This window comes from Celerinatantimonas yamalensis (assembly GCF_046054155.1).
GTDB lineage: Bacteria > Pseudomonadota > Gammaproteobacteria > Enterobacterales > Celerinatantimonadaceae > Celerinatantimonas > Celerinatantimonas yamalensis.
This window is the reverse complement of sequence record NZ_JBEQCT010000007.1, coordinates 47,040-73,490: the sequence shown is the minus strand read 5'-3', so window position 1 is coordinate 73,490 and position 26,451 is coordinate 47,040. Positions and strand designations below refer to the sequence as shown.

General features: G+C 44.5%; 20 protein-coding genes. 14 read left to right on the top strand and 6 right to left on the bottom strand.

Going from position 1 to position 26,451, the window contains the following annotated elements; genetic code table 11:
* Window positions 1-209 precede the first annotated feature (209 nt).
* Window positions 210-932 (top strand): DUF4396 domain-containing protein, encoded by a 723-nt coding sequence (locus ABUE30_RS13945; protein WP_408624434.1) that lies wholly within the window; start codon window positions 210-212, stop codon window positions 930-932.
* A gap of 265 nt (window positions 933-1,197) precedes the next feature.
* On the opposite strand, the gene ABUE30_RS13940 is transcribed toward ABUE30_RS13945, so the two are convergent.
* The 4 genes from ABUE30_RS13940 to ABUE30_RS13925 all read right to left on the bottom strand — a co-directional run bounded on the left by ABUE30_RS13940 (window position 1,198) and on the right by ABUE30_RS13925 (window position 4,984).
* Window positions 1,198-1,995 carry a pyrroline-5-carboxylate reductase family protein gene (locus ABUE30_RS13940; RefSeq protein WP_408624433.1) on the bottom strand — a complete coding sequence of 266 codons (798 nt, stop codon included), beginning with the start codon at window positions 1,993-1,995 and terminating at the stop codon, window positions 1,198-1,200.
* Window positions 1,992-3,170: a M20 aminoacylase family protein gene (locus ABUE30_RS13935; protein ID WP_408624432.1), complete on the bottom strand. Its 1,179-nt coding sequence runs from the start codon at window positions 3,168-3,170 to the stop codon at window positions 1,992-1,994. The genes ABUE30_RS13940 and ABUE30_RS13935 overlap by 4 nt, the downstream gene beginning before the upstream one ends.
* Window positions 3,171-3,183: 13 nt before the next feature.
* The gene (locus ABUE30_RS13930) at window positions 3,184-4,077 is read right to left on the bottom strand and encodes a VOC family protein (RefSeq protein WP_408624431.1); all 894 of its coding nucleotides are present in this window, start codon (window positions 4,075-4,077) and stop codon (window positions 3,184-3,186) included.
* Between the two features lie 166 nt (window positions 4,078-4,243).
* Window positions 4,244-4,984: a GntR family transcriptional regulator gene (locus ABUE30_RS13925; RefSeq protein WP_408624430.1), complete on the bottom strand. Its 741-nt coding sequence runs from the start codon at window positions 4,982-4,984 to the stop codon at window positions 4,244-4,246.
* Window positions 4,985-5,705: 721 nt separating this feature from the next.
* Between ABUE30_RS13925 and ABUE30_RS13920 the strand changes: the two genes are divergently transcribed.
* The 6 genes from ABUE30_RS13920 to ABUE30_RS13895 all read left to right on the top strand — a co-directional run bounded on the left by ABUE30_RS13920 (window position 5,706) and on the right by ABUE30_RS13895 (window position 11,914).
* The gene (locus ABUE30_RS13920) at window positions 5,706-6,821 is read left to right on the top strand and encodes an ABC transporter substrate-binding protein (protein WP_408624429.1); all 1,116 of its coding nucleotides are present in this window, start codon (window positions 5,706-5,708) and stop codon (window positions 6,819-6,821) included.
* Window positions 6,822-6,860: 39 nt separating this feature from the next.
* Window positions 6,861-7,754, top strand: coding sequence for a branched-chain amino acid ABC transporter permease (locus ABUE30_RS13915; RefSeq protein WP_408624428.1), 894 nt, complete (start codon window positions 6,861-6,863; stop codon window positions 7,752-7,754).
* Window positions 7,747-8,634 carry a branched-chain amino acid ABC transporter permease gene (locus ABUE30_RS13910; protein WP_408624427.1) on the top strand — a complete coding sequence of 296 codons (888 nt, stop codon included), beginning with the start codon at window positions 7,747-7,749 and terminating at the stop codon, window positions 8,632-8,634. The genes ABUE30_RS13915 and ABUE30_RS13910 overlap by 8 nt, the downstream gene beginning before the upstream one ends.
* On the top strand, window positions 8,631-9,410 hold the full coding sequence (locus ABUE30_RS13905; RefSeq protein WP_408624426.1) for an ABC transporter ATP-binding protein: 780 nt from the start codon (window positions 8,631-8,633) through the stop codon (window positions 9,408-9,410). Before ABUE30_RS13910 ends, ABUE30_RS13905 begins: the two co-directional genes overlap by 4 nt.
* Window positions 9,407-10,126, top strand: a complete 720-nt coding sequence (locus ABUE30_RS13900) for an ABC transporter ATP-binding protein (RefSeq protein ID WP_408624425.1) — start codon at window positions 9,407-9,409, stop codon at window positions 10,124-10,126. The genes ABUE30_RS13905 and ABUE30_RS13900 overlap by 4 nt, the downstream gene beginning before the upstream one ends.
* A gap of 1,497 nt (window positions 10,127-11,623) precedes the next feature.
* Window positions 11,624-11,914, top strand: a complete 291-nt coding sequence (locus ABUE30_RS13895; RefSeq protein WP_408624424.1) for an encapsulin-associated ferritin-like protein — start codon at window positions 11,624-11,626, stop codon at window positions 11,912-11,914.
* Between the two features lie 712 nt (window positions 11,915-12,626).
* On the opposite strand, the gene yjeH is transcribed toward ABUE30_RS13895, so the two are convergent.
* Window positions 12,627-13,916 (bottom strand): L-methionine/branched-chain amino acid transporter, encoded by a 1,290-nt coding sequence (gene yjeH, locus ABUE30_RS13890; RefSeq protein WP_408624423.1) that lies wholly within the window; start codon window positions 13,914-13,916, stop codon window positions 12,627-12,629.
* Window positions 13,917-14,135: 219 nt separating this feature from the next.
* Here yjeH and ABUE30_RS13885 point away from each other — a divergent pair, with 219 nt between their 5' ends.
* The 5 genes from ABUE30_RS13885 (at window position 14,136) to ABUE30_RS13865 (ending at window position 23,710) form a co-directional block, all read left to right on the top strand.
* Window positions 14,136-14,561: an Lrp/AsnC family transcriptional regulator gene (locus ABUE30_RS13885; RefSeq protein WP_408624422.1), complete on the top strand. Its 426-nt coding sequence runs from the start codon at window positions 14,136-14,138 to the stop codon at window positions 14,559-14,561.
* Between the two features lie 231 nt (window positions 14,562-14,792).
* Window positions 14,793-16,013: an MdtA/MuxA family multidrug efflux RND transporter periplasmic adaptor subunit gene (locus tag ABUE30_RS13880; RefSeq protein ID WP_408624421.1), complete on the top strand. Its 1,221-nt coding sequence runs from the start codon at window positions 14,793-14,795 to the stop codon at window positions 16,011-16,013.
* Window positions 16,010-19,123: an efflux RND transporter permease subunit gene (locus ABUE30_RS13875; protein ID WP_408624420.1), complete on the top strand. Its 3,114-nt coding sequence runs from the start codon at window positions 16,010-16,012 to the stop codon at window positions 19,121-19,123. The genes ABUE30_RS13880 and ABUE30_RS13875 overlap by 4 nt, the downstream gene beginning before the upstream one ends.
* Complete coding sequence (locus ABUE30_RS13870) at window positions 19,120-22,227, top strand: efflux RND transporter permease subunit (protein WP_408624419.1); 3,108 nt, start codon at window positions 19,120-19,122, stop codon at window positions 22,225-22,227. The genes ABUE30_RS13875 and ABUE30_RS13870 overlap by 4 nt, the downstream gene beginning before the upstream one ends.
* A gap of 16 nt (window positions 22,228-22,243) precedes the next feature.
* The gene (locus tag ABUE30_RS13865; RefSeq protein ID WP_408624418.1) at window positions 22,244-23,710 is read left to right on the top strand and encodes an efflux transporter outer membrane subunit; all 1,467 of its coding nucleotides are present in this window, start codon (window positions 22,244-22,246) and stop codon (window positions 23,708-23,710) included.
* Here the strand turns inward: ABUE30_RS13865 and ABUE30_RS13860 are convergent.
* Window positions 23,652-24,005 (bottom strand): hypothetical protein, encoded by a 354-nt coding sequence (locus tag ABUE30_RS13860; RefSeq protein WP_408624417.1) that lies wholly within the window; start codon window positions 24,003-24,005, stop codon window positions 23,652-23,654. The genes ABUE30_RS13865 and ABUE30_RS13860 overlap by 59 nt on opposite strands.
* A gap of 293 nt (window positions 24,006-24,298) precedes the next feature.
* On the opposite strand from ABUE30_RS13860, the gene lexA reads away from it, so the two are divergent.
* Window positions 24,299-24,973 carry a transcriptional repressor LexA gene (gene lexA / locus ABUE30_RS13855; protein ID WP_408624416.1) on the top strand — a complete coding sequence of 225 codons (675 nt, stop codon included), beginning with the start codon at window positions 24,299-24,301 and terminating at the stop codon, window positions 24,971-24,973.
* Window positions 24,974-25,052: 79 nt separating this feature from the next.
* Window positions 25,053-26,417, top strand: coding sequence for an MATE family efflux transporter DinF (gene dinF, locus ABUE30_RS13850; RefSeq protein WP_408624415.1), 1,365 nt, complete (start codon window positions 25,053-25,055; stop codon window positions 26,415-26,417).
* The last annotated feature ends 34 nt before the right edge of the window (window positions 26,418-26,451 follow it).

Here is a 26,451-nt window from a genome sequence, read left to right as displayed (position 1 = left end):
TTTGTGTGTAAAGCCGTGTTGCCCTCATGAAGTGAACGAGTATGATGAATTGATAATCTTTAGGGTTTATCTATTGATCAGAAAAATAAAATGAATACAAATCACGATGCGATGGGTCATCTCACCGGCTAAATTTGCATTTTTCTGCTTAACTTGTTGCAATTATAGTTCGATATACAAGTTTAGCCGTCTGTCTAAGGAGTGCATCGATGATACCGATTTGGTTATCTACATTAGCTTGGATCTCTATTGGGTTAGGGGGAATAACCGCTATTTATTTGCGTTGGGATACTTATCGTCATCCACAACATATGGCTGTGATGAACTGGGTGTGGCCGTTATGTGCTTTATTTGGTCATCTTTTAATCATCTGGTTTTATCTTCAGCATGGCCGAGCGAGCGATCATTCACATCATCATATGCATCATAAAACAGAGCATACAGTATCTAAGCCAACGGTGATTCAAGTGAGTAAAGGCGTGCTGCACTGTGGCAGTGGCTGTACTTTAGGGGACATCATCGCTGAAAGTTTGGTTTTTTTTGTTCCGACAATTGCCGTCTGGTTTGGTTGGCAAACCGTCTTTGCGGATAAAATTTTTGCTATTTGGATCGTCGATTTTATTCTAGCGTTTATCATCGGTATTATTTTTCAATATTTATCCATCAAACCAATGCGACAGATTGGCGTGAGGGAAGCCTTTTGGGCGGCTTTAAAAGCTGATTTTTTATCATTAGCTTCTTGGCAAGTTGGCATGTATGGGTTTATGGCTTTCGCTCATTTTTATTGGTTTGCCCATGTGCTTAAAACGCCTTTAGTGGTTGACTCTGCGAGTTTTTGGTTGATGATTCAACTGGCTATGTACTGTGGTTTTGTGACGGCATTTCCTGTCAATTACGCACTGATTCGTAGCGGTGTAAAAGAAGTAATGTAGCGGTGTGAAGTTAAATAAATGTAAAACATTCCACTATTATCTAGGCATTTTTGATTAGCTTTCAACGGGTTGTCACGAGGGTAGAAATCAGCAATTATTCAATGAATGCAGGACATCGTGGGACGTTTTCTGTCGATCCGCTATCGCACAAAATAGCCATCTCGCCACTTTCAGATAGACATTTAGTTAACCCCAATATTTAATAAATAAATATAAAAATCAGCCACCGAAGTGACTGATTGATCATATGCAAGCTGCATATTATTTATTCGTTGGCAAGTTCGGTCGTGCGTCTCACTGCTGCCAGAACACTACGCTGCAAACTAGCTGCAAAATCACTGTTATTCAGTTCAAAAAGCCCATGCATACCCACGCCTGCCGGAGAATTATTGATATCCAATAACTGGCGTGGATGCTTACCACTGATTTTTAGCATTTCAACAGCGCCGACCAGATTTTCATAAACGGTGTCTTTTGCCTGAGGCCTCGGTAATCCAGCTAGCACACCGGCATCAACAAGTGACTCAATGAAATAGTAGACATAGTTCACCCCGGCAACGCCGAATCCGGTAAAAATATCCAGCATGCGCTCATCGATGTACATCACCTTACCAAAACTTTCTAAAAAAGGCTGTAAGGGTTCTTTTTGTACAAGTTCATTTAAAACGGCACCACTATATCCATAGCCAGTATCTGTCAGTGTATTTGGAATAATCCGTGCGATGGGACGGTTACCACCGAATAACTGACTTAATGTTGCCAGCGTGACCCCAGCAATAATCGACACCACCGTTGCACTTTGATTTAGTTGGCTGATTTTAGCGACAACGGATGCGATATCATCCTGAGGACGGACACCGATCACGATATAATCAGCATCGACAATGGCTTGTTCGTCACTCATTGGAGAGGGTAGCTGATATTGAGCCTGTAGCTCTGTCACACGCTGTGCGTTGATATCACTTAGCGTAAAACAGGCGGGAGCCATTTGCCCGCGTGAGATAGCCGCTCTCAGCATCGCTTCAGCCATCTGTCCGGCCCCGATAAAATGAATTTGACTCATGAATTCTCCTGTCCGCTCATTACTAATGATTGTTCAACCAAAGACACCCAGATCTGAATACCGTTGGCAATAATGTCATCGTTAAAGTCATACCCGGGATGATGTAAAGAAATAGAGGGTTCATCTCCCCTTTGAGCACCCAGCCAACAATAAGCGCCAGGGCAAACCTGCAACATAAATGAAAAATCCTCTGCAGCCATCGATGCAGGTTGATCCCAATGTACTGATGAGTCACCTAAAGCAGCAATAGCGGCTTGTTTGAGTAATTCGGCTTTATCAGGATCGTTTTCAGTCGCCGGATAGCCATAGATCCAACTCAATTCACCTTCAACTCCAAATGGCTTCAAAAAGTGACTTATAAATGATTCCATTATTGTAATAATCTGATTCCGAACCGCTGGTTGCAGGCATCGAAGTGTCCCTGCAATCTCCGCCTGTTCGGGGATCACGTTCATTGCATCCCCAGCATGAATTTGGGTCACACTGAGTACGGCATTATTCTGTGATGCAACTCGCCGTGAAAGGATCGTCTGCAAAGCTCCGATAAGTTCGCTCGCCGCAATAATGGGATCATGCCCCAATTCAGGCATCGCAGCATGGCATCCTTTCCCTTTAATGGTAATACGAAAGCTATCGTGAGAGGCCATCATCACGCCAGGATTAACCATCACTTCCCCGGCTTTAAGCCCCGGCCAGTTATGCAACGCATAGATAGCATCCATCGGGAATCGATCAAACAAACCCTCTTCAACCATGAGCCGACCACCTCCAGCATTTTCTTCGGCGGGCTGAAAAATAAAATAAACTGTTCCATGAAACTGTCGGGTCCGACTCAGGTGATACGCAGCCCCTAACATAATCGCCATATGACCATCGTGACCACAGGCATGCATACAGCCAGGATGAACAGAACAATGAGCAAACTCGTTCTGCTCATTGATCGGTAATGCATCCATATCGGCTCTTAATCCGATGCTTGGCCCTTCACCATTTTTCAAGGTAGCGACAATTCCGGTCTTGGCAATGCCGCTTTCAACATCAAGCCCCCACTCGGTCAATAACTGAACCAACCGGTCAGACGTCTTATATTCTTGCAAACCAATTTCAGGTATCTCATGAAAGCAATGACGCCATGCAACTGCTTGATCAATCAATGAGTTCGGAATCGTTCTCATGTACTCTCCGATATTATCGTTCTTGGATAAATTCCATAATGATATTCCCGGTCACGGTCGGTGAAACGAGAATGCGATCCACACATACCTGATGCGGAAGCTGATTGGTCTCTAAAATAGCAGCCAATGCCTGTAAGTTCTTGGTTGCAATGGTCAATGCAACCGGATGTGGTTTGCGATCATGAGAAATAGGCTGATCAATCTGCTCATACCGTTTGGCGACTTGTGGAAACGTCATCGCTCTTAGCTCACCAGAGCCTGTCTGAACGCTTACCTCGCTCTTTGTTGAAACCACTTTTTCACCATAGTCTAAATCCCAACGAGATTTCAGAATCGATAGATCATCAGCTCCGTAAGTCACGGCTGCAATTCGAGTAGCGCCATTCGGATGTGCTCGCCACTCATCGACCCAAATCAGATCGGGGCGATGTTGCTGGCAAATGAATCCAGATGACTGTGGATAGTCATCATCAATCAATAAACCAATAGTGACTACGACCTCATCGGGCGTTCCGTCATCCAATATAATTTCTCGGCGAAAATCAACAATGCCCTGATTATACGGGTGCTTTTGAATTAACTTGGGATAATCACCGCGGGTATCTTTGCTATGTAAAGCAATAAGAGAAATACCATCTTCCGGTTGTTCTAAGAACTTACCCATCTGTCGGCCAAAACAAAACCCGTTAACAGCATTAGTCCCAAATTTTGAAGCATCCTTAACCCCGATTAACTCGATGAAGTTATCTTCAAACATCATAAATGAGGTGGCTGTTCCCCATGGATGATAACTCACGGGTGAAGGAGCGAAACCCAACTTTTTATAATTCTGAAACGATACTTCATAATCATGTACTGTCATCAGTACATGATCGAGACTTAATGGTTTTTTCTGACTAATATTCATTTTTAATTCCTTGAATTCGGTTGACCGCCTATTAAATATGATTGAGATAACCCATTGGGTAAACAAGGAAAAGATTGATCTTCAATCAATAGCTGTATCAATCTGCGGATCAAGTCTAAGAGTTTTCATCAATAAAAAAACTGATGATATGCTCTATTTAACTTGGTTAATTTTCAATATGAGCTAAATCGATTTCGCCAAAAAAGATATGAGCCAACCCCTCTTTCGTAACACTTACGGCGTTCTCAGCACTTAACGACACATGGCTCTCAACAAGCTCCGAGAGTGTTTTCGTATCACGCCGGCGTAATGCATCGATAATCAGTTCATGCTCATGATAGGCATTACATCGGCGGCTGGGGGTTTGCAAATCGATTCGTCTGAAAAATCGGCTAAGCGCATTTAAACTATCCAGTGTTTCGTATAGCCTTGAATTATTGGATATTTTAGCAATTGCCATATGGAATTCTTCATCAGATTGGGCTATTTTTGACCAATCTTGGATCGACTCTGGATCTGGCATTTGCTGACAGCAATTCTCCCAAATAGCAATAGCATCTTCGATCGCCTGATCACTGGCGCGAACACAAGCTAGGCGAAATGCTGCTTGTTCAATAATAGCTCGCAACTCATAAAGCTCATGAACGCCCTTTGGAGTAATATCGCGTGAGTAAAATCCCCGATTGGGCACAAAATACATAAATCCATCTTGAGCCAGACGATTAAGCGCTTCACGAATAGGCGTTCGCGATACGCCAAAGTGGCTTGCAAGTTCCACTTCATTGATTCGTTTACCCGGTTTAAAATGGTAATCGACCGCGAGTAGCTTTAATGCTTCATAAACTTTTTCAACGCTATCCGCACTGCGTGTATTTTTCAAAATGGCCACTAATATGCCCCTTTTCATATAAAATCAATCAAACAACGCATAACTTTCTATTTGTTGAGAATGCTATAAAACGCAAAACACTTAACGATTAAAAAACGGTTAATTTATTATTAGCATGCTTAAATTAAGAATACAATAAAAAAGTGAATACACTTCTACATACACATTATTCTTTGATTCCCACATGATTAGAAACTAATTAACCTAAACTGCCGAGCATTAAAATCACTCGACTTGAGAAAAATGCGCCTATGCAGATCTGAGGTTCATAAGATATGCGAAAGTTATAGTATAAAAAAACCATCTTATTTTAATAGAATTATCATTATTCTATGCACCATAATGATTATAAATCGCACCAAATAAAAGCAATACTATTTAGGATATTGAGATCATTTAAAATCTGATAAATACACATATAAAACCATTTAAATCATTATTAAAAATCATCACACACTCATTTTAACCTTGTTATTCATACACTTTTCACAAGGTTCTATATGAAATAGAACGAACCATTCACTCTTTCCTATTAAGAATCTATCTTTATGGCATATGGATTGCTTAATCTATTGTTCAACGAAGTGTATGCACTTTGTCATCCACTTTGTTGAGATTAAAAACGAATCAATCGAACAATAGAAATTCAATTTTACGACACACGCAATATGCTGACTCGACCATAAAAACGATAGGGAATGACATTTATACTCATTTTATCAATATCAGGAGATACACGATGTTCAAAGCACCAGCTCGTAAGGCCACTATAGCCTTACTCACACTCTGCAGTACATTTTTAGGTATTTCACAAATAGCTCGAGCCGATGTCACTTTAGGCGCTATTTTGCCACTTACAGGGGCAAGCGCGAGTATCGGAGAAGATCAACGTCGAGGCATTGAATTAGCCGTTCACCAGATCAATGCTAAGGGCGGTGTTAACGGGCAAAAATTAGAAGTCATGATCGAAGACTCAGCCGGTAATCCGATCACCGGTTTGGATGCGGTTCGTAAACTGACACAAATCAACCATGTTCCTCTGGTCGTCGGAGCCTTCTCTTCTGGTGTCACGATTCCTATTGGCCAATATCTTGTAAAACATAAATTAGTCCACATTAATATATCTGGAACCAGTACTGATATTCGCCGGATCGGCAATTATTCATACAGTGTTATCGGATTAGACGATCTATCTGCAGAATTTGCAGCTAAAGATGTCTATGGTCAGGGATATCGACGCGTCGCATTCATCGCACCAAACGGAGCCTATGGTCAGGGTATGGCTCGTCAATTTAGCCGATTTTTCCAAAAACTGGGCGGAACGGTGATTTCTCAGGTCCTCTATACGGGCGGTCAGGCTTCGTATCGCGGCGAACTAGAACAGCTAACCCGTAGTAAACCGGATGTCTATGTTTACACCAGTTATGGTCAGGATGCTATCGTACTAAACCGCAATGCCTATCAGTTAGGACTCCATAAAAAACCATGGTATGGCATCTATTTGGCAATGTGTACCGCTAAGTCACCTGCAACCTATACGCAAGGGCAAATGGGGTTAGAGGTAGCTAGTTTGGGAGTACAAGGCAAACACTATGTCACCGACTATCGTCAACGCTATCATCAGGCCCCTCTATCAGCCTATGGCAGTTACGCCTATGACAGTATTATGCTGGCCGCTAAGGCAATTGATACAGCTAAAAGCACCGCTCCGGCCGATATACAAAAAGCTATGTTGAAGGTTGCCCCTCATTTTAGTGGTGTCACCGGCCCATTAAACTTAGATGCTGATCACCTGCGCCAAAGCCAGCCTTATCGCAAAGTCAAAATCACTAACGGGGAGCTAACATCCCGGTAAAGTGCGATTCTCTGACAACGAATTACCTGGAGTCATATTATGCTTCAATTTATGATCGATACTCTCATTCGAACGGCTAATCTATCGCTGATTGCACTGGGATTAAGCCTCGTCTATGGGCTGATCAAATTCCCAAATATCGCTTATGTGCAGTATGCGATGGTTGGTGCGTTTGTAACAGCAGCACTATTGGATATCGGCCTGCCGTTTTGGGTCGCTATTTTGCTTGCTTGTTTAGCTTGTGGTCTGCTAACGATCGTTTTACATCAAGTGGTCTTTCGACAACTTATCAAAGTTGGTTCAGCTAATGCCATGATCGGTTCATTAGCTGTATCGATGGTGTTGATTGCTTTATGTTTGGGGATCGCAGGTTCATCCCCTATCATTTATAACCTTCCAATTAGCCCGATTATCGAGATAGCTGGAATACGCATATCGACCGACCAGTTATGGACATTCATCGTCACTGCTTTATTACTTGTCGGTTTCGCCTTATTGCTGTTTAAAACTGCTTTAGGACGTTCCATTCGGGTTTTGGCCTGTAATAAAGAGTTGGCTGCCGCATCAGGTATTAATGCCGATAAGATGATTCATATTGCCAATCTACTTTCTGGAGCAATGGCCGCCTTAGGTGGCTCTTTGCTGGCGATGAATTCTAGTGCTTATATCAATCAGGGAAATAACCTACTTCTACCGGTTTTAGCTTCGGCCATTTTAGGTGGATTAGGAAATCCGTTTGGAGCTGTATTCGGAGCCTTAGTCATTGCAACAACAGAAACTATTGTCACCAATGTGAATTTCGGATGGTTAATTGGTAAACACTTTGCCTTTATTCCGGTGACCTACATTAATGCAGCTTCATTTTTAGTTTTAATTATCGCATTACTATGGCGTCCTTATGGGCTGTTCAATCGGGAGGTTCATCGTGTTTGATTTTCTGATTCATGTTCTGACTATTGCTGGAATTTATGCATTGATCGCACTGGCGCTCAATATCCAGGCCGGTTATGCCGGACTCCTGAATTTCGGACATATCGCCTTTGTTGGAATTGGGGCTTATGCTATCGGCATCGGCTCACAATTCGGGTTGCCTCTTATCGTCACGGCAACCATCGGGATCATTTTAGCGATGATGCTGGGAGCTGCAATGTCAATGCTTGGCCGCCAATTAACGGCCGATTATTGGGGGATTGCCACACTCGCTGTCGCAGAGATTATCCGGATTGTCGTCATTAATGAAGATTACTTGACCGGTGGCTCTCAAGGCATTGGGAATATCAATCTACCGTGGAGTAGTGGATCGATCTCAACCGACAATCTCATTTTTATGGGAATTGTACTTATTGCAACCTTTCTTGGGGCACTTCTATGTGTTCGACTCAACCGTAGCCGCTTCGGGCGGGCTCTGCGGTTGATGCGTGAACAACCGCAGTTAGCCACCTGTATGGGATATCATCTGCAATGGCTCAAATGTCGGACTCTGATGTTAAGTGCAGCCATCTGTGCATTTGCTGGTATTCTGTTGGCTTTTTATACCAACTACGTTAGTCCTGATTATTTGCTCCCTTCTCAGACTTTTCTGATCTGGGGCATGCTAATGATTGGTGGCATCGGTAATGTCGGTGGCGTATTAGCTGGGGTCTTTGTTGTCGAGGTACTTTATAACTTTATTCCGTTTGCCAAAGATATTTTCCACATCAGCTCTGATATCACCGGAGCACTACGATTAGGACTCATCGGCTTTATTTTACTGTTATGTCTGTTAAAAAGAGCCGGAGGACTGATACCTGAACGATTAAGGACAATGCCATGAGCGCTTTAATGCAAGTAAACCACCTGTCTAAGGCTTTTGGCGGTAACCAGGTCTTAGAAGACGTCAGTTTTTCACTTGATCAAGGGGAGATCCTCGGGCTACTCGGCCCGAATGGCTCCGGCAAAAGCACCTTGCTCAACACGATTTCTGGGTTTACACCCATCGATCATGGGACGATTAGTATCGGTACTCAGCGGATCGATAAGCTTCCGACTTACCAGATTATTAACTCAGGAATTGCCCGAACCTTTCAGCTACCTAACATGCCGAAAAAGATGTCTGTTCTTGAGGTGGTTATGGCTGCGGGGACTCGATCTCACGGTCTTTTCCAAAGTCTATTTCCATCTAAACGACTCCGACAAGTTGAGCAATCTGATTTAGCAAAAGCAACCCAGTTACTAGATGAATTACTATTAACCAAAGTTCGCAATCTTCCAGCAGATGCCCTTTCGGGTGGTCAGAAAAAGCTGTTAGGCATTGCTTGTGCTTTAATGGGGAAACCATCTGTTCTGATGCTGGATGAACCCATGGCAGGTGTTCATCCTAATCTGCGCCAGGAGATCGTCGAAACCCTGACCCGTCTAAATCAGAATGGCTTATCACTGATCATCATCGAACATGATATGCATTTCATCCGAGAATTATGCCACCGCTGCATCGTCTTAAACCGAGGAACAATCGTTGCAAATTGTTCGCCACAAGAACTGGCTCATAATGAGCAGGTTTTGGAAGCTTACCTCGGTGGTGGAACCCACAAGTTACAGGAGGCCGTATGATTAAGCTGAACAAATTGACAGCCGGATATACGCCGGGAATTGATATCTTAAAAGAGATTTCATTACATGTCAGAAAAGCCGAGATCGTCACCTTACTCGGTCCTAACGGATGTGGAAAATCGACTTTATTGAAATGTATCGCAGGCTACCTGACACCGAACAGTGGGCAAATAGAAATCCAAAACAATGAAGTGGGAACGATCCCTATTCATCGTAAAGTTCGTGACTGTGGACTGGGGTTTGTACCACAGACAGACAATGTCTTCACACAGTTAAGTATCAAAGAAAATCTACTAGCCGGTGGACAATTTCTCACTCGACTAGATTGCCGACAGCGTATTGATGAACTATGTGAGCGCTATCCAATTCTTCGTAAAAAATGGCTTAATAGTGCATCCTCACTATCAGGAGGAGAACGTCAAATCCTAGCGCTAACCCGTGCATTAATGGCCCGTCCCTCTGTCTTACTTCTCGACGAACCTTCGGCAGGGCTATCGCCAAAAATGCTGACGGATGTCTTCGAAGCTATTTTGAACATCCGAAAACAGGAAGAGGTCACCATATTGATGGTAGAACAAAATGCCATTGAAGCACTGCACATATCAGACAGAGCCTATGTGCTAGCGATGGGAAAAGTTGCTTTATGCGGTAATGCCAAAGAGTTACTTAACGACCCACGCATGCGCGAACTCTATCTGGGCGGAAGAGCTGCTTAATGGCTGACTCAAAATAATACATATTGAAGGAGCCTTTTCTGATCACGATTTAACCCGACTTTCAACGTTAAGTCAGCTACCACAGAATAACGCTGGCAAGCTAACTGACCTTGGACTTGGGTTAAATCACTCATCAAAAAAACAGCAAGCATGCCACAAGAGGGGCTCATTTGAGCCTATAAACTTATGGGAGACAACGACAACCTATCTCGAATTGAAGTTCAATTAAAATTTCAGGTTACATTCTCAATTATCTGTTATTCCATACTGTCGCAACGCATTAAAAACAATAGGTATAATAATAAGCTCATTAATCTAAGCTGCGCTGCGCTTGAGAACATGAACGAAATGCCCAAGCTGCGATCGGATCGTTTGACTGGAACCATCAACTGCTTAAAGACTTGGGCATGAATTAATTAGACGTTATTTTCGTGGATGTCGACGACTTTTGTCAGGCTTTCCCGCCCGGATGGGAGAGCATCTTATGTCTTCAGGGGAGGGCAAAGAAACAAACTTTCCGGCTTTTCGTGAGTGACGTCATGACGATGGTTCTCTCGTTTCACCCATCTGGCTACCGAGATTTCAAAGCCTATTCCACTCAGTGCGTATGCCACTATCTTCACAAAGTGTTCCCTCTGTTGGTCAGTGAGACTCAAATGCTAAAATTTATGTAGCATGTTCTGGTTCCGTTTTGCTCTTACCCGATTCATTGTCTATTTGTTTCAACCTAAACCACTGAGCATTAAAATCACTTGATTTGAAAAAAATGCACTTATGCAGGTCTGAGGTTAATTAATTTATCTACACAGCTTTTAGCTATCACTAAGAAACCATACAGTATCTAAGTGATTAAATTAACTAAGATTTATCGACAGTCAATCTAATAAAAGTGATGCGTCGTTAAGTGACTACATCTGAAAGTTCAAAGAGAAACGTATGGGGTTTTGCAAAAAAAAGTTAACGATGAATTAGGAATGTCGAGCAGTTTTTGCTGCACTGTATTTGATGTGAACAAATAGTTGGTCCTGATAAAAATGACCCAATAGAGTATGCTTCGTACACAAACAAACCAAGATGTCGTTTAAATTAGGTTAACATCGCCCGCTGAGATAGCTTATAAACCTATCTGCGACTGATTATTTACTATAGGCATATTGAAAAGCAGAATGTTGTTTATTCTCAGAATATTATTCAATATGGACTCAATATGCGTTAATTGGATGATATCTTCATGAATTTTTTAAGTGCTTTTATTACATGGGTATTAAATGATAAAATATAGAAGCTGGTCAGAAGAATAATCCAGAACTAATAAATTAAATATCTTCAATATATGAATAATAATATTCATTTTAAATGGATCTCTGCTGTTAGTCGTTGTTCTCTTTGAATAAATATAACTATTATTCAAAATTATTGAACACCACCTCACTATTGGCGTATGCTATTAGTAATCTTAGTTCAGATGACTATTTTCAACAATAATGAGGGAAATATATGTCTAGTGAATCAATACACGAACCCATTGAAAAACTTTCACAGCAAACCATAGAATTACATCGTGGTTTAATGTCTTTGCAAGAAGAACTAGAGGCCGTTGATTGGTATTCTCAGCGGGTAGATGCCAGTGATAATGCAGAACTAAAATCCATTATGGCTCATAACCGTGATGAAGAGATCGAGCATGCCGCAATGATGATCGAATGGTTACGTCGGAATAATCCGATGTTTGCTAAACAGCTCAAAAAATTTCTCTTTACCGACAAACCTATAGCAGAACATGAATAATTATTTTTAAAGAGAGCGTACCTTAATCAGTACATCTATTTGAGAGTGATTTATATGAAAGGCCTTCATGGCCTTTTTTACCTTTGGCCAAATAATACATGTATGATGTTTAATGCGTAATTCTATATTTTCGAGTGTTCGACAGTATTGTGTCGCAATGAGGTGATTACTACGACAGGCAATATAGGATCACAATCGCTTGCAACAGTTTCGAGTATTCTATACTCCTAGTATTTACGCCTAATGTCATGTCATCTATGCTCAAGAGTGGTTATATTGTATTTTTGCCGTTAAATCGAGTCAATCTGTATGGAGAATGAAGGTAAGCTTCGAATTTCGAATAAATATGTACAAAATCCATTTAGTAGACTTGCCAAGTTGCTACCGTATTCAGCGCTGAAGTAAAATCGTGGTTAATTTTTAGACAAAAGCGGGCGTATTTAGGCTCTGTCATCATTGCTCTGCTCGCCTTTTTCAGTTCGTTGGCATTATATTTTCAATATGTAGCCATCAAGCCGATGTGTCCTCTTAGTGTCGGAAACGTCTGTTGGGCAGCTTTAAACGCTGACTTTTCATCATTGGCTTTTGAGCAAGCTTTTGCGCATTTTTATTGGTTTGACCGTGCATTGAAACCCCTAACTATTATTTAGTTAAGGGAGAACCTGAAACGAGTATGCCACTGTGCTAGATAGTGGCATATATCCGCAGTGATTTAATGTATCGATGCATCAAGGGCTTTGCGTCGACGTGAGTTTCCCCAATGTCCAAAGGCACGCCATATCAAGCGAGCGCAGATAAAAATGCAGCATAGTATAAATACGTAAGACATTGCCCGGCCTAAACTCCAGAAAAACAACAGCGTAATAGCCGTACTTAAAACTGCCAGCACTCGCTGATAGCCTTTGAGTAATGTCACGGCCGCAAGCATTGCCAAGAGATAGATCACAATATAATTACCATTAGTATAGAGCAGCAGGTGATTTAACGGCAAATTCGCAAGCCAGATTCCCCAGCACATTAGCATTGATATCAGTGTGATGCATACTAAGGCATAGATAGGGGTACTGCGTGCACTTAATGTTGCTAGTTTGCGAGGTAATTTGCCTTCATCGGCCAAACTCCAGATCAGCCTCGCATAACCTTGTAGATAAACATTGGTGCTGGCAAAACAAGCCAAGAACCCCAAAACGGTCACTAATATGGCAGCCTTTGATCCTAAATGAATTTCGGTCATAATCGGTAGCGCAGCCGCGCTGGGTGCGTTGACAATATGGGGTAAGTCGTGCAGTACCAGTACGCTGGTTGCCCAGTAGATCAGCAGTGTTAACAACGTTCCTAATATCAACGCGAGTGGAAAATCACGCTGCGGAGAACGAAACTCTTCTCCCATATGGATAAATGCTTCAATGCCGATAATGCACCAAAACATCAGTCCTAAGGCATTGAGCAAGGTATGTGGTGCGCTTAAGCTTAGTGGGATCTTGAAATCAACCCCATTTGGCGCAATCACCCACCACAGCGAGGCGATCAGGGACACAATTAATAATGCGATTACCGTTTGCATTTGCCCTGACGCTTTCGCGCCGATGATGCCAAGTAACAACATCCCTAATAGCATCCCTAGTTGCACCGCGAGATTTGCAAGTCCAGACAAAGGGATCAAGGCTTGAATGAAACCACTACCAATGACTAGCGAAGCAGGCATGCCCACAGGTAAGATAGCAAAGAACAAAAATGCAGTTAACTTCTCGGACTCTTTACCAAAAGCTTGGCCAACGATATGCGGAATGCCACCTGCATGAGCACTTTTTTTCCCTAACGCAGCGAAGGTGAAGGCAATCGGAAGGGTTAGCAGCAGCAATGCTCCCCAAGCAAGTAACGAAGTTGTGCCAGTTTGACGTGCGGCAAGTACAGGAACGACAAAAACACCGGTTCCAAGCATTGTTGTGGCTAATAAGGCGATGCCTTGCGATAAACTAAGTTGTGGTTTTAGGCGGCTCATGACACCCTCTAACTGAGCATTAATAAATAGGAAAAACGAGCGTTAAATCATAGATGAAAGCGCGTAAAATTAGCAGCTGTGAACTTCGCTGTTTTACTAGTGATTTTGACGGTTTTGTTAGACTATTTGTATTGATACAGCATGGCTTGAATATCACCGCCTTGAATGCAGAGTAATGTATTGCCATCAAGGAGATAAAAGTATGAGTAAAATTATAAAATGGATAAATTTGACCACCATATTGTCACGTTGCTTGCTGACAATGCGCGTTTACCTGTTAGTGAAATTGCACGAACAATTAATTTGTCCCGCACTGCCACCCAGCAACGGATTCGGCAATTAGAGCTGCGTGGTGTGCTCGCCGGTTACCATGCGAAAGTGCTTGATCCAGAACACGGTGAACCGTTATGCGTGTATTTTGAGGTGTATTGCCATGACAGCGATTGGACCGATTACCAGTCGTTAGTCGCCAAGATCCCAGAGATTCGTATGTGCCACTTTATTAGTGGCCAAGTAGATCTGATGGTGTATGTACAGGTCGCTCGAATGAGTCGTTTAGAAGCGATCCGCGATGAGCTGGAACATCTGCCGGGGGTGACCCTCGTGCGTACCCATCTCGTGATGAAAACATTAATTGACCGTTGATAAATTAGGCGCCGATATACTTGCCTCAACGGATATTGGCAATATGATAGACGAGTTAAGCGAAATAATGTAAAGCAGCGTAAAAGAAAGCTTGGCTGTGTATTTTGATTTGAATAATCGTGGTGCCACTGTCACCATCATTGTGATGTGAATGCTTTTTCTTGGTTGTTGGGGCGTTTATATATAAAAACGGACCATAAAACCATTTTGTCAACGCGTTAAAGGACGACAATGCAACGATATCCTAACAACTGTTCTGGAAAAATCCTTTTCTCAGCACTGATTACCCTTGTAATTACCATCAGTATCGCCGCTACAGGGTACTGGTATTATTCGACGCATAGCTCAAGTGCCAAAACCGCGAATGCTTCATCTAATTTGGCTGGGAATCGCTCATCGATGCGAAAGCGCCATTCCTTCGGCAATATGACGGTGCCTGTTTACGCAGGTGTTACCAGCAGCAGTGATGTCTCTGTCTATCTGCATGCGCTGGGAACTGTTGTGGCGAATGCATCGGTGACGGTGACCAGTCGCGCGACTGGCGCGTTAGAGAAACTTTATTTTACCGAAGGCCAGTATGTTAAAAAAGGACAGCTATTGGCCAGCCTTGATGATCGCGGCTTTCAAGCAACCTTAGCTCAATATCAAGGCGAGCTGGCGCAAAACCAAGCGTTGCTTAAAGATGCCCAATTGACTTTAACTCGTTATCAAGGGCTTTACCGCGAAGATTCACTCTCCCAGCAAGACTTACAAGAACAAACCGCTAAGGTGGGGCAATATCAGGGGATGGTACAGTCGGATAAAGCGCAGATTGATTCTGCGCGATTGAATATCGATTATACGCAGATCCGTGCGCCTATCAGTGGTTACACAGGGCTGCGTAGTGTTGATCCCGGGAACCTTGTCAACAGTAATGACACTGAACTGGTCACCATTACTCAAACCCAGCCTATTGCCGTAACATTTAATATTCCACAGACGAATATCCCCGATGTATTGCATGGCTTACGGCATGGTCAGAGTTTCGCGGTGAGCGTATTTAATCAGACTGGCAGCAAAGAGTTGGCTCAAGGCAAGCTCAAATTCATGAGCAATAAAATAGATAGTACGACCGGAACGGTTAAGCTCAAAGCTCTCTTTGAGAATAGCCAGCAGCAACTTTATCCCAATCAGTTTGTGAACGTTCGACTGCGTATTAAACAGTTACACAATGTGGTTGTTGTCCCTAAAGCCGCTGTTCAACTCAGTGATGATGGTGATTTTGTTTTTGTGATTGATAAAAATAATAAAGTTCACCGACAAGTTGTGACGACCGGTCCTATTGATGGGGTGGATCGAATAGTTATTACCTCTGGCGTCAAAACCGGGGAACAAGTGGTCACAACGGGGGTCGATAACCTCTCCAACGGTAGTGTGGTGTCGATCATTGCTGCTGATAAGGCTGCTCAATGAATCCATCAAGACTGTTCATTCAGCGTCCTGTTGCCACTATATTATTGATGGTCGGGGTGTTACTGAGTGGCCTGTTAGCCTATAAAATGCTGCCAGTATCCGCTTTGCCACAGGTCGATTATCCCACTATTCAGGTGACGACGCTTTACCCAGGAGCTAGTCCGCAGGTGATGGAAACTGCAGTGACGGCGACTTTGGAAAGACAACTTGGCGAGATGTCAGGGCTCAGTCAAATGTACTCAACCAGCTCCGGTGGGGCCTCGCTGATCACCCTTAAATTTAATTTATCGCTATCATTGGATGTGGCTGAACAAGAAGTTCAGGCTGCGTTGAATTCGGCTAATTCATTGTTACCTTCAGATTTACCGAATCCACCTACCTACAAAAAGGTTAATCCAGCCGATAGTGCCATTATGACGATTGCGGTCACGTCTACGACATTGCCTTTAAATAAAGTACAGGATTTGGTGAATTCACGGATTGCGTTAAAAATTTCGCAGATCTCAGGAGTGGGTATGGTCTCGCTGGCCGGCGGGCACCAATTGGCGGTACGCATTGACGCAGACCCAAATATCCTTGCGGCGCATCAGTTAACTTTGGCTGATCTCTACAGCGTGGTCAAAGCGGGTAATGTCAATGGTTCGAAAGGGGGGTTTGATGGTAAATATCATTCGGTCAGTATTGATGCCAATGATCAACTGCGTAGCCCCCAAGAATATGGCAATTTGATTGTCAAATATGACAATGGCGCACCGCTTCGACTCAAAGATGTCGCAACGGTGACCGAGGGCAGTGAAGATGAATATCAATCCGCGACGGCCAATGGCAAGCCGGCTATTATTCTTCAAATTCGCCGTCAACCTGGGGCGAATGTAATCAATGTGGTATCGCGGATTAAGCAGTTATTACCACAACTTAAGACGCTATTACCGCAGAGCATTCAATTAACTATTTTATCAGATCGTACCCAGACGATTCGCTCGTCGATTGCAGATGTACAGTTTGAGTTGATGCTATCCATTGCCTTGGTGGTGATGGTGACCTTTTTATTCTTACGCAATATAGCGGCGACTTTGATCCCCAGTGTGGTCGTGCCACTCTCGCTCATTGGTACGTTTGGGGTGATGTATTTGTCGGGGTTTAGCTTAAATAATTTAAGCTTGATGGCACTGACGATTGCTACCGGATTTGTGATCGATGATGCAATTGTTGTAGTGGAAAATATCACTCGTTATCTTGAGCAAGGTGACTCGCCGCGCAGTGCAGCGTTAAAAGGTTCTAAACAGATCGGCTTTACTATTATTTCACTGACCTTTTCGCTAGTCGCAGTACTTATTCCGCTCTTGTTTATGGGGGATGTGGTTGGTCGATTATTCCGTGAATTTGCCATTACGTTGGCTGTTTCAATCATCGTGTCGATGTTCATCTCGTTAACCTTAACGCCCATGTTGTGTGCTTATTTATTGCGCCATATTCCAGAAGAGCAGCAGAGTCGATTTTATCAAAAAGGGGGCCAGATTTTTGATGCTGTGTTAGCTGGCTACGAGCGGCTATTGAATATAGTCCTTGATCATCAGCGTCTCACGTTAGCTTTTTTTACCTTGATTTTGGCATTGACTGTTGGTTTATATGCGCTGGTCCCCAAGGGTTTTTTCCCAGCGCAGGATACGGGTACCATTCGAGGGATCACGGTTGCCAGTGATGGGGTCTCTTATCAAAAAATGGCGCATTTACAACAACAGGTGGTCAATAAGTTACTCAGCGATCCAGCAGTAGCTAGCATCAGTGCCACAGTAGGGGTGGATGGACAAAATATCAGTCTTAATCGGGGCCGGCTTTTAATCGATTTAAAACCATTTTCACAACGTCAAGAACGCGCACCCGCAATTATTAAGCGAATGCAACAAGAGGTGGGCGGCATTGCGGGGATTCATTTATATCTGCAAGCACTGCAAGATCTTACCGTTGATGACCAGGTGACACCCAGCCAATATCAATTCACCTTAGCGGATACGGATAAAAGTTCGCTGATAAAATGGACGCCGAAGTTTATCAGCGCAATGCGTCAAAGTGGGCAATTTAAGCAGGTAGTCAGTAACTTACAGATGCAAGGCCGCGTCGCTTATGTAACCATCCATCGGGATGTCGCCTCTCGTTATGGGATTAGTGCCGATGATGTGGATACGGCGCTGTATAATGCATTTGGCCAACGGCTAATTTCAACGATTTTTACTCAGTCTAATCAGTATCGGGTGGTGTTGTCGGTAGGTGCTAATCATCAGCAAGGCCCTGTAGATCTGAATGACATCTATCTGGCGGGGACTACGAGTTCATCGACAAGTACATCTGCTAGCTCATCAAGTAGCCAAACAGTGATGGTTCGTCTAACCGATATCGCTTCAGTAAAACTACAAAATGGATCACTGATGCAGGCGCGGCTTAACCAAATTCCTGCAGTGACTATCTCATTTAACTTAGCTGATGGTGTGTCGCTTGAGCGCGCGCAGCAGAGTATTGCTCATATTCAACAGCAATTACACTTGCCGGAGCGGGTGAGTTTAGCTTATCAGGGCTCGGCATTGGCCTTTGACCATGCGACGGGCAATACGTTGTGGTTGATTTTGGCAGCGTTACTGACGATGTATGTGGTACTTGGCATCTTGTATGAAAGCTTTATTCATCCTGTTACGATTTTATCGACACTCCCAACGGCGGCAGTGGGTGCCTTTTTGGCTCTTTTATGTACCCATACTGAATTTAGCTTGATTGCGTTAATTGGGGTGATTCTGCTCATTGGTATTGTGAAAAAAAATGCCATCATGATGATCGATTTTGCTTTGGAAGCTGAAATCAAACAGCGTCTGAGTGCCCGTGATGCGATTCATCAAGCTTGCTTGCTGCGATTTCGACCCATTTTAATGACGACTATGGCCGCGTTACTCGGTGCATTGCCGCTGATGTTTGCGCATGGTTCAGGGGCTGAATTGCGAGTGCCACTAGGATTGGTGATTGTGGGCGGGTTGATCTTTAGCCAACTGCTCACCTTGTTCTCAACGCCGGTTATTTATTTAATGTTCGATCGTCTGGCCCATCGCCGGGGGCGTGGATGAATATCTCGCGTCCGTTTATTATGCGGCCGGTAACCACTTGGCTACTCAGCTTGTCATTGATGCTCTTAGGGGGAATTGGCTTTCAACTGCTTCCTGTCGCACCGCTGCCGAATGTATCATTCCCAGTGATTATTGTGCGGGCCAGTTTAGCGGGAGCGAGTCCTGAAACTATGGCCGCCACGGTCGCCACGCCGCTTGAGCGGGCATTTGGTCAGATTGCCGGTGTCAATGAGATGACCTCGAGAAGCTCAAAAGGCTCAACTCAGGTGGTGTTACAGTTTGATATCAACCGTGATATTAACGGTGCTGCGCGCGACGTTCAGGCTGCCATTAATGCTTCTCGCAGCATGTTGCCCAGCAGTATGCGCACACTCCCAACCTATTTTAAGGCTAATCCTGCTGCTGCGCCGGTGTTAATGCTGTCATTGACCTCTAAAAGTGCCAGTCCTGGAGCTATGTATGATCTGGCTTCTAGTCAGTTAGAGCAGCGTATTGCACAGGTCAAAGGCGTTGGCGAAGTTTCCTTGTTTGGTGCGTCGTTGCCCGCGGTGCGTATCGATTTGCACCCTCAGGCACTGACTCATTATGGCATTTCGTTAGAGACTGTGCGTAAGGCGATTATTTCTGCCACTAATATAACGCCCCAAGGGGTTATTCAAAGCCAAAATTATGCGTGGATAATCGATAGTAATGGGCAACTCACAAATGCCAACGATTATCGTTCGCTGATTATCACCTATAAAGATGGGGCTGCGATTCATTTAAGCGATGTTGCGCATATCTATGATTCGGTGCAAAACCGATTTAATGTCGCCTATTACAATAATCAGCCAGCCATTAACATCGGTATTTCGCTCTCAGCGGGGGCTAATATGCTCTCCACAATTGATGCGATTAAAGCCAAACTGCCGGTTTTTAGACAACTGCTACCAAGCGATATTCAGTTACACACCGCACTTGATCGCTCGCCGACAATTCGCGCCTCATTGCACGAGACCGAGCGCACCTTAATGATCGCTGTATCGCTGGTGATTGCTGTGGTTTTTGTATTTTTACGTAATGGTCGCGCGTTATTTATTCCGGCGGTTGCCTTGCCCTTGTCATTGGTGGGAACCTTCGCGGTGATGTATCTACTGGGTTATAGTCTGGATAATCTCTCGTTGATGGCTTTGATTGTTGCTACGGGCTTTGTGGTGGATGACGCGATTGTGGTATTGGAAAATATATCGCGCTATTTAGAAGAGGGGTATGGGCCAGTTCGTGCCTCGTTAAGCGGTTCCAAAGAGGTCGGTTTTACGGTCTTGTCGATGACACTCTCTTTGGTGGCTGTATTTATTCCACTGCTGTTAATGGGCGGGATTATCGGACGATTGTTTCGCGAGTTTGCGGTCACTTTGACCGTGTCGCTGTTAATTTCGATGTTGATTTCGTTGACATTGACCCCGATGCTTTGTTCGCGGATGTTACGGCGTCAATCACCCAAGTCTGCACCGCGCTTTTATCAGTGGATAGAGCGCGGATTTAATCACTTACAAAGTGGCTATCAGCGATCGCTGCGCTTTGTGTTACGCCATCGTCGACTGACGATATTATCGTTGTTACTGACTATTTTCTTTAATGGCTACCTATTTACTATCGTCCAAAAGGGATTCTTCCCCGCACAAGATACAGGGATCATTTGGGGTGGTTTATCGGCTGATCAGAATACTTCTTTTGCCCAGATGGTGCCGCGACTGCGTCAATATACCGCGCTGATTCGAAGTGATCCGGCTGTGGCTAGTGTCTTAAGTTCGGTGAGTAGTTCTGGACATGGGGGCAGTAATTCAGGGCGATTTTATATTCGCCTCAAAGCGCTCGATCAACGTCAAGCCTCAGCGGCGCAAGTGGCCAACCGACTCTACGTTAAAGCAAAAAAAATGGCCGGGGGAAATCTGTTTTTGATGGCGGCTAGTGATCTACGTTTTGGCGGTCGTCAATCAGATGGGAGTTATCAGCTCAGTTTGCAATCTGATAGTTTAACGCAGTTAAGAATATGGGCGCCAAAAGTCCGCAAGGCGTTGGCCCAACTCCCTCAGTTGTCTGGCGTGAATAGCAACCAGCAAGATGGGGGCCAGCAAGTTAAATTAGTCATTGACCGCAGTGCTGCTAAACGTTTAGGTGTGTCGGTTGAGGATATAGATGCGCTGCTAAATAACGCCTTTAGTCAGCGTCAAATTGCTAATATTTATCAGCCACTCAATCAATATTCTGTGGTAATGGGCTTAACGCGAGACTATACGGACAATAGTGATGTCTTAAAATACTTACAGATAGTCAATAACTCAGGGAAAGTGATTCCACTGAGTGATTTTGTCACGATTAAAGGTTCGAATGCCCCCTTAGAGGTTAATCATCAGGGACATGCGGCAACCGTTACGATTGCTTTTAACACTGCCGATGGGGTGGTGCTGCAGCAAGCACAGCAAACGATAAAACAAGCGATCGCCAAGCTGCAATTACCCAGCTCTGTAGTCGTAAACTATGCCGGTAATGCGATGTTATCCAATCAATTTGTGAGCAATATACCGTGGCTGATTTTAGCCGCCTTAGCCACTGTCTATATCGTGCTGGGAATGCTTTATGAGAGCTATATTCATCCGTTGACTATTTTATCGACGCTGCCGTCGGCGGGAGTTGGCGCGCTATTGTTGATGGAATGGACCAATACGCCCTTGACGGTGGTGGCATTGATTGGGATTTTATTGCTGATTGGGGTCGTGAAAAAGAATGCCATTATGATGATCGATTTTGCGCTAAACGTCCAGCGCACGCAAAATAAGACGCCTGAAGAGGCTATTTATTTGGCTTGTAGCAAACGTTTTCGACCGATTTTAATGACGTCGTTAGCGGCCTTTTTTGGTGCCTTGCCGTTGGCTCTTGACTATGGCGGAGATGCCGACCTGCGTCGGCCACTTGGGATTGCTATTTGCGGTGGGTTAGTGGTTAGTCAATTATTGACCTTGTTTACCACGCCTGTGGTGTATCTGTATATGGATAAATTGAGCCGGTTGACGCGTGGTCTGTGGCGTCGAATGATGTCTAAAAAGCCTGCAACTGATGAGTAAGGATAGATCTTTGCAAATGAAAAAACAGTGGAAACATGGCGCTATCACGTTCCTGATGGTGAGCTCGCTGGCTGGGTGCAGTATGGTCGGGCCTGATTATAAGCCGCCCAAAGTGGATCTTTCTTTGCAATATAAGGCTGCCAAAGGTTGGTTGGTGGCCACGCCGCAAGCAGCCCAAGCGAAAGGACCGTGGTGGCAGGTGTATCATGATCCAGAATTGTCGCAATTAATGAGTAAAGTTGCCGTTAATAACCAAAATGTTGCTCAGTATGCTGCTCAATATCAGCAAGCGCGATCATTAGCTGTTGAAGCGGGCGCCAATTTAGCACCTGAACTTTCTGCGAGTGCCAGCCAAAGCCGAGCGCGTTCTAGCAGTAACGTGAGTTCAAGCCACTCATTGAACGCTTCGCTGAGCTGGGAGGTTGATTTGTGGGGAAAACTGCGCCGAACACGCCAAGAACGCCAAGCGAGTGCGCAAGCCAGTGCCGCTGAGCTTGCCTCCGCTACATTGAGTGCGCAGTCTGAGTTGGCTCAAGACTATTTTCAAACACGGGTATTGGATGCTCAGATCAAGCTCTATCGTGATAATATTGAAATTTATCAGCGTTATCTTAAAATTGTAAACAACCAATATAAAGCAGGGAAGGGTTCTCAGGCTTCAGTGGCTCAAGCTAAAACGCAGCTTTATAGTGCGCGTGCATCTATGCTGGCACTCACCTGGCAGCGTGCTCAGTTAGAACATGCGATCGCGGTGTTAATGGGCCAGCCGCCAGCGACATTCTCGCTTGCGGTGAAACCTTTGGACTACCATTTACCTTCAATCCCAGCGAGTATCCCTGCTTCACTATTGCAGCGTCGTCCAGATATCGCGAATGCCGAGCGGAATATGGCATCGGCCAATGCCGCCATTGGCGTGGCGATTGCGGGCTATTATCCAGAACTGTCGTTATCCGCCAGTGGTGGTTTTTCCAGTGGTAGTTGGAAAGACTTATTAACATGGCCAGCCAGAATGTGGTCAATTGGTCCATCTGTAAGTGAAACGCTATTTGATTTTGGTCGTACTAAAGCGCAGGTTAATCAGGCTAAAGCAAACTATCAGGCTAAAGTCGCCAATTATCGACAAACGGTTTTGGATGCGCTCAAAGAGGTGGAAGATTATCTATCTGAAACGCATATATTAAGTAGCGAAATGCAGGCACAGCAACAAGCGACCGCTTTTGCCAAAGAGTCAGCTCGCGTCACCTTCAACCAATATCGTGCCGGGATGATTGCCTATTTAGATGCGGCGACTACGCAAGTGACTAGTTTGAATCAGCAGCAAAATCTATTAACATTGCAAAAAACGCAGTTAGTCACGAGTGTAAAATTGATTGCAGCTCTTGGCGGGGGATGGAGCAAAGCTGCCATAATGAGAAGTGGATCGACTAACTCCCTTGATTCAGCAGCAGCCAGCGCAGTACCGAATACAGCGCCAACACACTAAACAATGTGAGACTGAACCACTGCTTGATCTCAAGTGGTGGTTTGCCAACAATTGTCCCATTGGCTAACTGGACACGAGTGACGGAGCGACGGGCATGCCAATGTCCCAGCGTTACAATCATCGGTTGACCGGTGAGTAAAGCTGCATAGACTTCGGTTTTCATCAATAATGGTCCTTCGATCAGGTGCCCATCGGAAAACTCAATGTAAGCGCAGCGCACCCATTGATGCTGCGCTTTTGGACAGATTGTCAAATTATTCTGACCGACTTCTCTTACTTGTCCCTTGATGATCATAACCGAAAATACTCAAAGTAAATATACGTCTATTTTATAGCCAATTTGGAAAAATATCAGCTTTTGTTCATTATTTATCTAAATCGTTCATGTTGCACCGCGACCCATTCCCTCTGATGGAAAAAATGCGCATTACGGCGGTTAAATAAAGGGCGTTTTTTATCCCATGGATGAAACGAGTGTTATTTTTACTCACTGATAGTCAATGTTTTATTCTCTATGATTGGGAAATAGTTGCACTTGCTAAACCACTGTATATACTGACAGTGACTGTATAAAAAAACAGGTTTGCTATGAAAGCACTTACAAAGCGACAAAGTCAGGTTCTCGATATAATCAAAACTCAGCTGCTTGCCACTGGTATGCCCCCTACTCGGGTTGAAATTGCCCGTGAATTGGGGTTTCGCTCGGCGAATGCTGCCGAAGAACATCTCAAAGCCTTAGCTCGTAAAGGAATGATTGAGATGATCCCAGGTGCCTCTCGGGGGATACGTTTGGTAGAACATGAACCCGCCCAACCCGCTCAAGAGATACCAAAAGAGTTGAATTCTCAGATAAGTGAATCAGCGAATGATAACTTAGGGCTGCCACTGGTGGGCCAAGTTGCCGCTGGCGAGCCAATTTTAGCGCAGCAACATATTGAATCTCATTACGCGGTAGACCCTGCCTTATTCCATCCTCACGCCGATTTTTTGCTCCGTGTTCGCGGCGAAAGTATGAGAGATATCGGTATTATGGACGGTGATCTACTGGCTGTTCATAAAACGCAAGATGTACATAACGGCCAAGTGGTTGTGGCACGAGTTGGCGATGATGTCACGGTGAAACGTTTTGAAAAACATCATCATAAAGTGTTACTTCATCCGGAAAATAGTGATTATACCTCTATTGAAGTGGACCTTTCATGTGAAGAACTTAGCATCGAAGGGCTTGCAGTTGGGATCATCCGCAATTCTGATTGGTTATAAATGATTAGCATTGATATTGGCATTAAGTGGCGCTCGCAAGGATGCGTCTTAAGGTAACATTCAATCAAGGATTTAGTGCATGCTAGTTGATCGGCTGCAAATTAAGGCGATCCTAGCTATCGCCATCCCCATGATACTGTCAAATATAACAGTTCCACTATTGGGCCTGGTGGATACGGCAGTGATTGGTCATCTCCCCTATAGCTATTATTTAGGCGGTGTCGCCATTGGTTCAACGGTGATTTCCTTTATCTTTTGGATGGCTGGCTTTTTGCGAATGTCGACCACTGGGATGGTTGCGCAGGCGATAGGACGAGAAGATTATCTGCATGGTGTGCAGACGTGGCGCCATTCGGTCTTTTTAGGTTTATTGGCGGCGCTGGTGCTGATTATTTTACAGCAACCGATTTGGCATGTTGCTGCCCAATTAGCCGGCGCTGATCCGAAAGTGGCCTATTATGCGCATATTTACTATCAGATCCGTATTTGGGGCGCGCCTGCTGCATTATTAAATTTTGCCACTTTGGGTTGTTTGCTTGGCATGAAACGAGCCCGAGCGCCGATGTTGCTACTGATCGTCACTAACGTCATTAATATCGTTTTGGATCTGTGGTTGGTGATGGGGTTGCACTATGGTGTGGCTGGGGCGGCGAGTGCATCGTTGGTTGCCGACTATGTGAGTGCGTTGTTGGGTCTTTGGATCCTCGCTAAATTGTGGCATGAGCGCGGTCAAACGCTGTTACCTCAGTATCTTCGCGGTATCGTTCATTTGAGCCAAATGATGGCGTTGCTGCGACTGAATCGGGATATATTTTTACGCACGTTATCGCTGCAGCTGTGCTTTAGTTTTGTCACGTTTGAAGGGGCCAAGCTTGGCACTGTCGTGGTGGCGACAAATGCGGTCTTGATGAACTTTATGATGTTTGCCTCTTATGCGCTCGATGGTTTTGCCTATTCTGTCGAAGCCATCGCGGGGAGCGCTGCAGGGCGACGAGATCGCCACGCATTTAATCATTGCGTTGTGTATACCCTGACGTTGGGTGTGTTAACTAGTGTGGGCTTTTCTATTATCTATGCACTATTTGGTCAACAAATTGTCGCGAGCTTAACGAGTATTGATAGCATTCGCCAAAGTGCTGACCTGTATTTACCCTGGTTGATTGCTATGCCATTATTGGCCGTGTGGAGTTACATTTTTGATGGCGTTTACATTGCTCTGACGCAAGGGCATGTGATGCGCAATGGTATGTTGGTTTCTGCTTTTGTGATCTTTTTCCCCGTCTGGTGGTTCACCCAATGGCTGGGCAATCATGGTTTATGGCTTGCGCTAAGCTGTTTTATGTTGGCGCGCGGCGTCACGTTGATGATCCATTATGGCTGGCGTGCTTCTCGTTGGTTTGATAAGCCTATGGCCACGGCTCGCTCGGACAACCCCCTCAATTAGTTATCACGCTAGACAGATACGAAAGCCACGCAGT